This window comes from Mesorhizobium sp. M1E.F.Ca.ET.041.01.1.1, assembly GCF_003997355.1.
Lineage (GTDB): Bacteria > Pseudomonadota > Alphaproteobacteria > Rhizobiales > Rhizobiaceae > Mesorhizobium.
The window spans coordinates 1-9576 of sequence record NZ_RZSL01000207.1 but is presented as its reverse complement, the minus strand read 5'-3'; the positions used below and the strand labels follow the sequence as shown (position 1 = coordinate 9576).

The window sequence follows — 9576 nt, the reverse complement described above, 5'->3', positions numbered from 1 at the left end:
TCATAGGGCTGCCCTCCATGCGTGAGCTCTCGCGCATTCCGGTCTTCAACCGCTGCAGCGCCACCGGCTGGGGGATCACCAACGAGAGCCGGAAGATCATGACGGACGGCCTGATGCCGACCACGCGCGAATTCCTTGCCAAGCGCGGCGGCGTCTACCCCAACGGCGACCTGCATCACCCGCATATGTCCTTCACGGACGGCACCTATGACGGACGCTATCTGTTCGTCAACGACAAGGCCAATTGCCGCGTCGCGCGCATCCGTTGCGACGTGATGAAGTGCGACAAGATCATCGAGATTCCGAACGCATCGGACATTCACGGGCTGCGCCTGCAGAAGTATCCGCGGACCGGTTACGTGTTCGCCAACAGCGAGCACATCATCCCGATCCCGAACGACGGCAAGGTCCTCGACGATCCCAAGCAGTACTGGTCGGTCTTCACGGCGATCGACGGCGACACCATGAAGATCGCCTGGCAGGTCCTGGTCGACGGCAATCTCGACAACACCGACGCCGACTACCAGGGCAAGTACGCGTTCTCGACCTGCTACAATTCGGAGCGGGGCATGACGCTCGCCGACATGACGTCGGCGGACCGCGACTGGGTGGTGATCTTCAACCTCAAGCGCATCGAGGATGCGGTCAAGAAAGGCGACTACAAGGAGATCAACGGCGTGCCGGTGGTCGACGGGCGGCACGGCTCGCGCTACACGCGCTACGTCCCGGCCGGCAACAACCCGCACGGCTGCAACACGGCGCCCGACGGCATCCATCTCGCGATCGCCGGCAAGCTCTCGCCGACCGTCACGCTTATCGACGTGCGCCGCTTCGATGACCTGTTCGACGACAAGATCAAGCCGCGCGACGTCGTCGTCGCCGAGCCTGAGCTGGGTCTCGGGCCGCTCCACACGGCATTCGACGGGAAGGGCAATGCCTACACCACGCTGTTTCTCGACAGCCAGGTCGTCAAGTGGAACCTCGACAAGGCGATCCAGGCCTACAGCGGCGCCAAGGTCGACCCGATCATCCAGAAGCTCGATGTTCACTATCAGCCGGGCCACAACCACACGTCGATGGGCGAGACCAAGGAGGCGGACGGCAAGTGGCTGATGTCGCTCAACAAGTTCTCCAAGGACCGCTTCCTGCCGGTGGGGCCGCTGCATCCGGAGAACGACCAGCTGATCGATATCTCGGGCGACGAAATGCGCCTGGTCCATGACGGGCCGAGCTTCGCGGAGCCGCACGACATCTGCCTTGTCCATCGCTCGAAGGTCAGGCCGGCGATCGTGTGGAAGCGCGACGACCCGATGTGGGAAGAAGCGCGGCAGCAGGCGGCGAAGGACGGCGTCAAGCTCGAGGAAGCCGCCAACGTCATCCGCGACGGCAACAAGGTGCGCGTCTACATGCACTCGGTCGCGCCGGCCTTCAGCCTCGAAAAGTTCACGGTGAAGCAGGGTGACGAGGTTACCGTCACCGTGACCAACATGGATGACGTCGAGGACCTGACCCATGGCTTCACTATGGTGCGCCACGGCGTGGTGATGGAGATCGGGCCGCAGGCGACCGCGTCCGTGACCTTCGTCGCGGACCGCCCCGGTGTCCACTGGTACTATTGCCAGTGGTTCTGCCATGCCCTGCACATGGAAATGGCCGGGCGCATGATCGTGGAGCCGCAGCCGGCATGATCCGGAAACGGCATAGCAGGAGCGCAGTTGCGGCGGCCCTCGTCGCCGCCTGCGCCTTCCTTCTCCCAGGCGCGGGGCGGACAGAAACCCTCGCCGTCCCTGCGGGGGGTGACGGCCTTCGGCAGGCGATCGCCGCGTCGCATTCCGGCGATACGCTGAAGCTCGCCGCCGGAATGCATCAGGGCCCGATCCGGATCGACCACGCACTCACCATCGAGGCCGAGCCCGGCGCCGTGCTGGACGGGCAGGGCCAGGGCCGCACCATCGAGGTGGTTGCCCCGAACGTCGTCATGCGCGGCCTCACGATACGCAATTCGGGCATCGACGATCCCATGGACGCGGCAGTCTTCCTCGAAAACAGCGCCGCGGGCGCAATCGTTGAGGACAGCCAGATCGAGCGCAGCCTCGTCGGCGTCTATGTTCACGGTGCCGCCAACGCGATCGTGCGGAACAACCGCATCGTCGGGCGGACCGACCTCAGGACCAACGAACGCGGCAACGGCGTCTATGTCTGGAACGCGCCGGGGGCGCAGGTGATCGGCAACCACATCACCGGCGGGCGCGACGGCATCTTCACCAATGCCAGCCGCAACAACGTCTTCCGCGGCAACCGTATCGAGAACGTCCGCTTCGCCATCCACTACATGTACACCAACGACAGCGAGGTCAGCGACAACGTCTCGCGCGGCAACCACAACGGCTACGTCATCATGTATTCGAGCCGCCTGGCGATCCGCCGCAACCTGTCGGAAGACGATGGCGATCACGGCCTTCTGCTCAACTATGCCAACGATGCGGACATCGAAGACAATGTGGTGCGGCGGAGCGACCAGTGCGTCTTCATCTACAACGCCAACAAGAACCTTTTCGCCGACAACCGGTTCGAGGATTGCGCCGTCGGCATCCATTTCACCGCGGGTTCCGAGCGCAACCGGATGACCGGCAACGCCTTCGTCCATAACCGCTCGCAGGTCGTCTATGTGGGCACCCGGTCGCTCGACTGGTCGGCGGACGGGCGCGGCAATTACTGGAGCGACAATCCGGCGTTCGACCTGAACGGCGACGGCATCGCCGATACCGCCTACCGCCCGAACGACATCTTCGACAAGGTCGTGTGGACTTATCCGACGGCCAAGCTCCTCATCAACAGCCCGGCCGTGCAGGTCATCCGCTGGGCTCAAGCGGAATTCCCCGCGCTCCATCCGGGCGGCGTCATCGACAGCGCGCCGCTGATGGCGCCCATCCCGCCCGCGCTGGAGGTGAAGCCATGACCATTTCGCCGACGATATTCATGGAAGGCGTGTCGAAGCGATACGGGGATGCCTATGTCGTGCGCGACGTGGGCCTCTCGGTCGCGCCCGGCGAATGCGTTGCCATTGTCGGACACAACGGAGCCGGCAAGAGCACGCTGGTGAAGATGGCGCTCGGCCTCATCACGCCGACCGCCGGGCGCATCGCGCTGCTCGGCGAGAACCCGGCGGGGCGCCAGGCCATGGCGTTCCGGCGCAGGATCGGCTTCCTGCCCGAGAACGTCGCCTTCTCCGCGGCCATGACCGGCCGCGAGGTGCTGCGTTTCTACGCGCGTCTCAAGCAGGTGCCGCTCGGCGTCACCGACCAACTCCTGGAACGCGTCGGGCTCGCCGCCGCCGCGCGCCGCCGCGTCGGCACCTATTCGAAGGGCATGCGCCAGCGCCTCGGATTGGCGCAGGCGCTGCTCGGCGAGCCGCGCGTCCTCTTCCTCGACGAGCCGACGACCGGCCTCGACATCGAGTCGCGCCAGATGTTCTACGGCGTCATGGCCGAGTTGCGCGAGGCCGGCGCTACGCTGCTGCTTTCCTCGCACGCGCTCAGCGACATCGAGCAGGCCGACCGCATCGCCATCATGAAGGCCGGCCGCATGGTCGCATGCGGCGCGCTTCCGGAACTCCGCCGCCTGGCCGACCTGCCGCTTCGCATAAGGGTGCACGTCGTCGATGGGAATGCGGCGCGGGAATTCACCGCCCGGCGCGGCGTGCAGTGGCTCGACGAGCTGCGCTTCGAGCTCACCTGCGCCGACGACGGCAAGGTCGAAGCGATCCGCAGCGTCTCGCTGCTGCAAGGTGTCCGCGACATCGAAGTGATGCCGCCGACCTTGGTCGATCTTTGCGACGAGCTGACACGGGAGGCCGCGGAATGAATGCCATAGCAACGATTGCCGGCCGCGAGATACGCGACGGCCTGCGCAACCGCTGGGCCCTTGGCGCCGTCCTGCTGATGGCCGGCCTGGCGCTGACGCTTGCGTTTCTCGGCAGCGCTCCCACCGGCGTGGTCGGCGCAAGTCCGCTCGAGGTCACGGTCGTCAGCCTGTCGAGCCTGACGATTTTCCTGGTCCCGCTGATCGCGCTCCTCCTGTCACACGACGCAATCGTCGGGGAACGGGATCGCGGCACGCTGCTTCTTCTTCTTTCCTATCCGCTCTCGCGCTGGCAGATCCTGTTCGGCAAGTTCCTCGGGCACCTCTTGATCCTGACGGTGGCGACCGTGCTCGGCTACGGTGCTGCCGGAGCGGCTCTGGCCCTTGCGGCCGGCGAGTTCGATGCCGACAGCCTCGGCAGCTTCGCGCGGATGGTCGGCTCGTCCATTCTGCTCGGCGCGGTCTTCGTCGCGCTCGGATATTTGATCAGCGCGACCGTGCGCGAGCGCGCGACCGCGGCAGGCCTTGCCATCGGCATCTGGCTGGTTCTGGTCCTTCTCTACGACATGGCGCTGCTCGGCCTGCTGGTTGCGGATCAGGGCAGGACGATCAGCGCCGCCGCCTTCAACTGGCTGCTGCTCCTCGATCCCGCCGATATCTTCCGGCTCCTCAACCTTGCCGGGCTGTCGAAGACCAGCCTGTTCGCCGGCATGGCCGGCCTTGCCGAGCAGATGCAGTTCGGTCGCGCCGCGCTGGTCACGGCGCTGGCGGCCTGGGTGGCGGTTCCCCTGGCGCTGGCCGCCTTCGTCTTCTCAAGGAAAGAGCCATGATGCGCATAAAGGTTTTCGGCGCGCTGGTCGCCGCTGTCCTCCTGCTCGCCGGCTGCAATCAGGACCTGGCCGGCCTGCCCAAGCCGCCGCCGCAGGAGCCGACGGCCACGTCGGTCGCCTATTTCTGTTCGATGGGGCTGCTCGAACATGGTGGTCCGAAAGCGCAGGCCTTCCGCGCCGGCAAATCCGAGCCGATTTGGTTCTCGTCGGTTCGCGACGCGGTCGCCTTTTCGATGCTACCCGGGGAGCCTAAGGACATCGTTGCCATCTATGTCAACGACATGGCGAAGGTCAGGAACTGGGATCGCCCCGAGGCAGGAGCCTGGGTTGAGGCGCACGACGCCTGGTATGCAATTGGGAGCGACTACAACGCCGGCATGGGCGGCAAGGAAGTCGTGCCCTTCTCCGACGAAAAGGCCGCCCAATCGTTCACGGCGACGCATGGCGGAACGGTCGTGCGCTTCAACGACATCCCTGAGAACTACGTCCTGGAAAGCGATTTGGGCGACCACGTCGCCGATTTCTCGGTCGCCTACTCGATGCAGCCCAAGACCGCGGTGATCCAATGACGATCCTTAGCGATGGAATCAACCCGGACGGCGTGTCGGCAGGCCGGCTAACCCGACGCCGCTTCATCCGCATCAGCGGCACCGTGGCAGGCGTGAGCCTTGCTGCGCTTGGGGCAGGTTCTGCGTGGCCGGGCCGGGCGTCGCCGCTGTTCCACGAATGGCATGGCGTCGCGCTCGGCGCCGATGCCTCGTTGCGGATATACCATCCCGACGCCGCCGGGGCCGAACGCCTGATCGCGGATGCGCTCGCCGAGGTACGCCGGCTGGAGCGCGTGTTCAGCCTCTATGATGACAGCTCCGCGCTTTCCCGGTTGAACCGGGACGGCGAACTGACCGATCCGCCGCAGGAACTCGTCGAGCTTCTGGCGATGAGCGCGCGCTATGCCCGTGCAACCAGCGGCGCCTTCGATCCGACGGTGCAGCCGCTCTGGACGCTCTACGCCAAGCACTTCAGCACGGCCGGCGCCGATCCGAGTGGTCCGTCAGCGGCCGACATCGGGGGCGCCGTGGCCAAATGTGGCTACCAGCGCATACTCGTCGACACCGGGAAGGTCGCGTTCGCGCAATCCGGTATGGCCCTGACCCTGAACGGCATCGCGCAAGGCTATATCACCGACTGCGTCGCCGAACTCCTGCGCGCCCGCGGCGTCACGCACACCTTGGTCGATATGGGAGAGACGCGCGCGCTCGACGCCCATCCGGCGGGCCGGCCCTGGTCGGTCGGGATAAAAGATCCGCGCGACGACGATCGCTTGCTTGCGACGCTGGCGCTCGACAACCAAGCCGTCTCAACGTCAGGCGGCTACGGCACCGAACTTGATCCGGCGGGAAGATTCAATCACATCTTCGATCCGACGACGGGGTTGTGCGCGGGCCGCTATCTCAGCGTCTCGGTCGTTGCGCCGACCGCGACCTGCGCCGACGCGCTTTCGACCGCCTTTTCCGTCATGCCCATGGACCGCGCTTTTTCGGCTCTCGCCGACGCCGGAGCGACGCGGGCTTATTTCGTGCTTCCTGACGGGCGCGTCATCGAACGGAGCGCCTGATCTTCGGTTCGAAGTTCTTCGGGCTATGGGCAACAACTCGACACCCATTTCCACTGTGCCGTTTACGCCGCAAACCTGCCGCGGATACGCCGTGTTCGGCGAACCCAAGAGCTTCGGTGCCGGGGGTGATCAGCAACTGATTGGAGTGGATCGCAACAAGCTGCCTTCACACATAACCGTCAGCGGGATACCCAACTATGTTCCTCTGCGACGCGGCATGTGCCGCATCTACATGATCAAGTCACGCCAAGATAGCGGCCGGGCCGATGGTTGATGGCCAGAATGAGATTGAGGACAGTCGCACTGAGAACCGACAGTACTAGCCGGTCGGGCGCAAGGACCAGGAATGCGACGGACAGGATTGCGAGATCGACGCCGAGTTGAAAATAGCCGGCGCGCAGCCCAAAATTCTCCTGAAGGAAGATGGCGAGAATGTTGATGCCGCCCAGGCCAGTTCGGTGACGAAACAGCATTAGCATGCCGGTGCCACACAACGTTCCCGCCATGATTGCAGCATAGGTCGCGTTCAACTGGGCAAATGCCACCCATTCGGCCGTAAAACGTGAAAAAAGCGAAACGAGGCTGACCGCGACGAACGTCCGCAAGACGAACGCGCCTCCCAACCGTTTCCAGCCGAGCAGATAAAAGGGCAGATTGATCAGTGAGAATCCTAGCCAGAATTGGATGCCGGTCGTGTACTGGAGCAAGAGCGCCATTCCGGCCATACCGCCGACCGCCAGCACTGCGTTGGCATAGATGGTCGTGCCCAGCGCCACCATGAGGCTGCCGAGAACCAGAGCAAGAGCGTCTTCGTGCAGCCCATGCTTCTCCATCCTCGTACCTCCGCCTTCGCGCATCGAGACTGTGCCAGTTCTCTCTCTGGCGGAATCCTGCCTGCTCCCCGATGAGTTGTCTTTGTCCGGGCGCAAACGCCGCGTCAAAACTCTCGCATGATCTTTGCCACTGAGAGCAAAAACGCGTTGGCGTTGATGCGGATCAAGCATCGCGTGCATGGGTTGCATTGCGGAAACAAGGGGGGCCACCGACAACTTTTCTCGCATTCGCCCTGGCTCTCAAGATGTCTGGAATTTCGATCCAGGCAAGACTGCCGATGCCAATGACCCTGTCTCGGCCCCGACGTGCGTCACACCGAGATTTCCGAGAACCCAACCCTATAGACCGACCTCAGGCTCCGATTCGAATGAAAATTTCGGTCGGAGTCCATCTCCCGCGCAAACCAGTCGCCCCTCACGCTCGGCTGCGGCCGGATCTTATTGCTCCAGCGCAAAGACCCAGACTTGAATATCGGCGATCCGTGACCCAGCGGCCTACAACGATGGGCCCAGCCTGCGCGGCCGCACTTTAACCCACCTGAGTTTCTCGGCCCTACGCCGACTATGTAAGGAGCATCCTCATGAACACTCAATTCCCAGGTCCAGAACTTTGGGAGCGCACCGTCGGCGACATAGCTGCCACGCTGCCGGGCGCAACGGGAGTTTTCCGGAAGTTCAAGATCGATTTCTGCTGCGGCGGCGATCTCACCCTCGACAGCGCCGCCCAACGGCGAGGGGTCGAGCCCAAGGAGCTTGAGCAGGCGCTGGCGGCGCTGCGCACCGCCGATGGCGCTGGCACGGCACCCACCGCAATGAGCAACGAGGTTCTCATCGACCATATTCAGGCCTGCTACCACGAGGCTCACCGACGTACCTTGCCGGAGCTTATAGTGCTGTCGCGAAAGGTTGAGGCCGTGCATCGCGAGCATCCGAAGGTTCCGGCCGGGCTCTCCGAGGCGTTGTGGCAAATACAACGCGAGCTGGAGCCGCACATGGCCAAGGAAGAGGCCATCCTGTTTCCGGCAATGCTGCAGTGGACCGAGGGCAAGTACGACATGCCTATTTCGGAACTGCGACACGAGCACGACGACCAGGGCATTTCGCTTCGGCTGCTTGAAAGCCTCACGGAAAACTTCACCACGCCCGAAGGGGCTTGCCGCTCATGGCAAGCGCTCTACGTGGGGGTTTCCCAGCTCGCTGAGGATCTGATCGAGCACATCCACTTGGAGAACAATGTCCTTTTCCCGCGCTTCGTCGTGGCGGAAAACCGGGCCTAGCGCCAACGTTGACGACGGCGAATTCGGATCGCCGGGCCGATCTCGGCTCGGCGACACAAGATCGTCCGCGTTCGCGGGGTCACGTAGGCGTTTGCCTGCGGCAGCCCTAGCTTGGTGCGCACGCTCTGTTGTCAGTCTTGCGCGTAGCCGATTTTCGCGTCTCCTTCGACGAAGAACGACGGGCTGGCGGATTGTCGTACCAGTCGGCTTCTCGTGAGAAGTTTGCTTCAGATCAACAATCGGTCCCGACTGCATGGGTAAGAAGGCTTTCTGGTCAACTTATCCATGGGATCGAATGACGTGCCGGTTCGGGATCGGTCAGTGGAGACGGCGCACTCAGGACGGGAAGCAGCCTTGCGCTACGCCATTGCCGTGGCGGCGGTCGCGGTCGCGTTCATCGCAAGGTTCGTCCTGGCATCGATTCTCAAAGATCAAGCTCCTTACCTCTTCTTCCTGCCCGCCGCGCTGCTCGCGGCGGGTGTCGGCGGCTTCGGTCCGGGCATTCTGGCCACCGGCTTGAGCGTTCCCCTCGTCTTCTTCTTCATCGCCAATTACGGGGCAGTCGGTTGGACGGAGATCGCCAATGGCGCCGTTTTCGTACTGATCGGGGTAGGGATTGCCTGGATCGGGGAACGCCTGCGAAAGGCGCGCATTCTTGCCTTGACGCGCGAGGCTCATCTCCAATCGATCATTGACATAGTTCCCGAAGCCACGATCGTGATCGACGGGCGCGGCATCATCCAGTCATTTAGCGCGACCGCCGAGCGGATGTTCGGCTACACCGCGGCTGAGGCAATCGGGAACAATGTAACGCTGCTGATGCCCTCACCCTATCGCGAGGAACATGATGGCTACATCAAGCGCTACCACGACACCGGGGAGCCGCACGTTATTGGAACTGGCCGTGTGGTTGCAGCGCAACGCAAAGACGGCTCGACGTTTCCAATGGAACTGGCCGTCGGAGAGATATGGTCAGCGAGCCAGCGGTTCTTCACGGGGTTCATCCGTGACCTGACGGAGCGGCAGGAAACCGAAGCGAGGTTTCAGGAGCTGCAATCCGAACTCGCCCACGTGTCGCGCCTAACTGAGATGGGCGGGATGGCATCGGCGATCGCTCATGAGCTCAACCAGCCGCTGGCGGCCATAGCCAACTATCTGAA

Annotated in this window: 9 protein-coding genes; 8 read left to right on the top strand and 1 reads right to left on the bottom strand. The window is 63.6% G+C overall.

Annotated features, from left to right (window positions below; genetic code table 11):
• The 6 genes from nosZ to EOA38_RS18025 all read left to right on the top strand — a co-directional run.
• On the top strand, positions 1–1688 hold a 1688-nt coding region (gene nosZ, locus EOA38_RS18050), incomplete at its 5' end, for a TAT-dependent nitrous-oxide reductase (RefSeq protein ID WP_127299853.1).
• A complete protein-coding gene (locus EOA38_RS18045) occupies positions 1685–2959 on the top strand; it encodes a nitrous oxide reductase family maturation protein NosD (RefSeq protein WP_127299852.1) in 1275 nt (424 codons plus the stop codon). The genes nosZ and EOA38_RS18045, both read left to right, overlap by 4 nt.
• Complete coding sequence (locus tag EOA38_RS18040) at positions 2956–3864, top strand: ABC transporter ATP-binding protein (protein WP_189350037.1); 909 nt, start codon at positions 2956–2958, stop codon at positions 3862–3864. Before EOA38_RS18045 ends, EOA38_RS18040 begins: the two co-directional genes overlap by 4 nt.
• Positions 3861–4691 (top strand): ABC transporter permease, encoded by an 831-nt coding sequence (locus tag EOA38_RS18035; RefSeq protein WP_126093732.1) that lies wholly within the window; start codon positions 3861–3863, stop codon positions 4689–4691. The genes EOA38_RS18040 and EOA38_RS18035 overlap by 4 nt, the downstream gene beginning before the upstream one ends.
• Positions 4688–5260, top strand: coding sequence for a nitrous oxide reductase accessory protein NosL (locus EOA38_RS18030; protein ID WP_126093731.1), 573 nt, complete (start codon positions 4688–4690; stop codon positions 5258–5260). Before EOA38_RS18035 ends, EOA38_RS18030 begins: the two co-directional genes overlap by 4 nt.
• Positions 5257–6306 carry an FAD:protein FMN transferase gene (locus EOA38_RS18025; protein ID WP_126093730.1) on the top strand — a complete coding sequence of 350 codons (1050 nt, stop codon included), beginning with the start codon at positions 5257–5259 and terminating at the stop codon, positions 6304–6306. Before EOA38_RS18030 ends, EOA38_RS18025 begins: the two co-directional genes overlap by 4 nt.
• A gap of 236 nt (positions 6307–6542) precedes the next feature.
• Here the strand turns inward: EOA38_RS18025 and EOA38_RS18020 are convergent, their stop codons facing one another.
• Positions 6543–7139 (bottom strand): YitT family protein, encoded by a 597-nt coding sequence (locus EOA38_RS18020; protein ID WP_245464670.1) that lies wholly within the window; start codon positions 7137–7139, stop codon positions 6543–6545.
• A gap of 581 nt (positions 7140–7720) precedes the next feature.
• Here EOA38_RS18020 and ric point away from each other — a divergent pair.
• Positions 7721–8416 carry an iron-sulfur cluster repair di-iron protein gene (gene ric, locus EOA38_RS18015; protein WP_126093729.1) on the top strand — a complete coding sequence of 232 codons (696 nt, stop codon included), beginning with the start codon at positions 7721–7723 and terminating at the stop codon, positions 8414–8416.
• A gap of 354 nt (positions 8417–8770) precedes the next feature.
• A partial coding sequence (locus EOA38_RS18010) for a PAS domain S-box protein (RefSeq protein WP_189434725.1) occupies positions 8771–9576 on the top strand: 806 nt, incomplete at its 3' end.

Bases quoted from the DNA above. Each gene is read 5' to 3' on its own strand.
- EOA38_RS18020 (WP_245464670.1), bottom strand. From the start codon at position 7,139: ATGGAGAAGCATGGGCTGCACGAAGACGCTCTTGCTCTGGTTCTCGGC.
- ric (WP_126093729.1), top strand. From the start codon at position 7,721: ATGAACACTCAATTCCCAGGTCCAGAACTTTGGGAGCGCACCGTCGGC.
- EOA38_RS18030 (WP_126093731.1), top strand. From the start codon at position 4,688: ATGATGCGCATAAAGGTTTTCGGCGCGCTGGTCGCCGCTGTCCTCCTG.
- EOA38_RS18040 (WP_189350037.1), top strand. From the start codon at position 2,956: ATGACCATTTCGCCGACGATATTCATGGAAGGCGTGTCGAAGCGATAC.
- EOA38_RS18025 (WP_126093730.1), top strand. From the start codon at position 5,257: ATGACGATCCTTAGCGATGGAATCAACCCGGACGGCGTGTCGGCAGGC.
- EOA38_RS18045 (WP_127299852.1), top strand. From the start codon at position 1,685: ATGATCCGGAAACGGCATAGCAGGAGCGCAGTTGCGGCGGCCCTCGTC.
- EOA38_RS18035 (WP_126093732.1), top strand. From the start codon at position 3,861: ATGAATGCCATAGCAACGATTGCCGGCCGCGAGATACGCGACGGCCTG.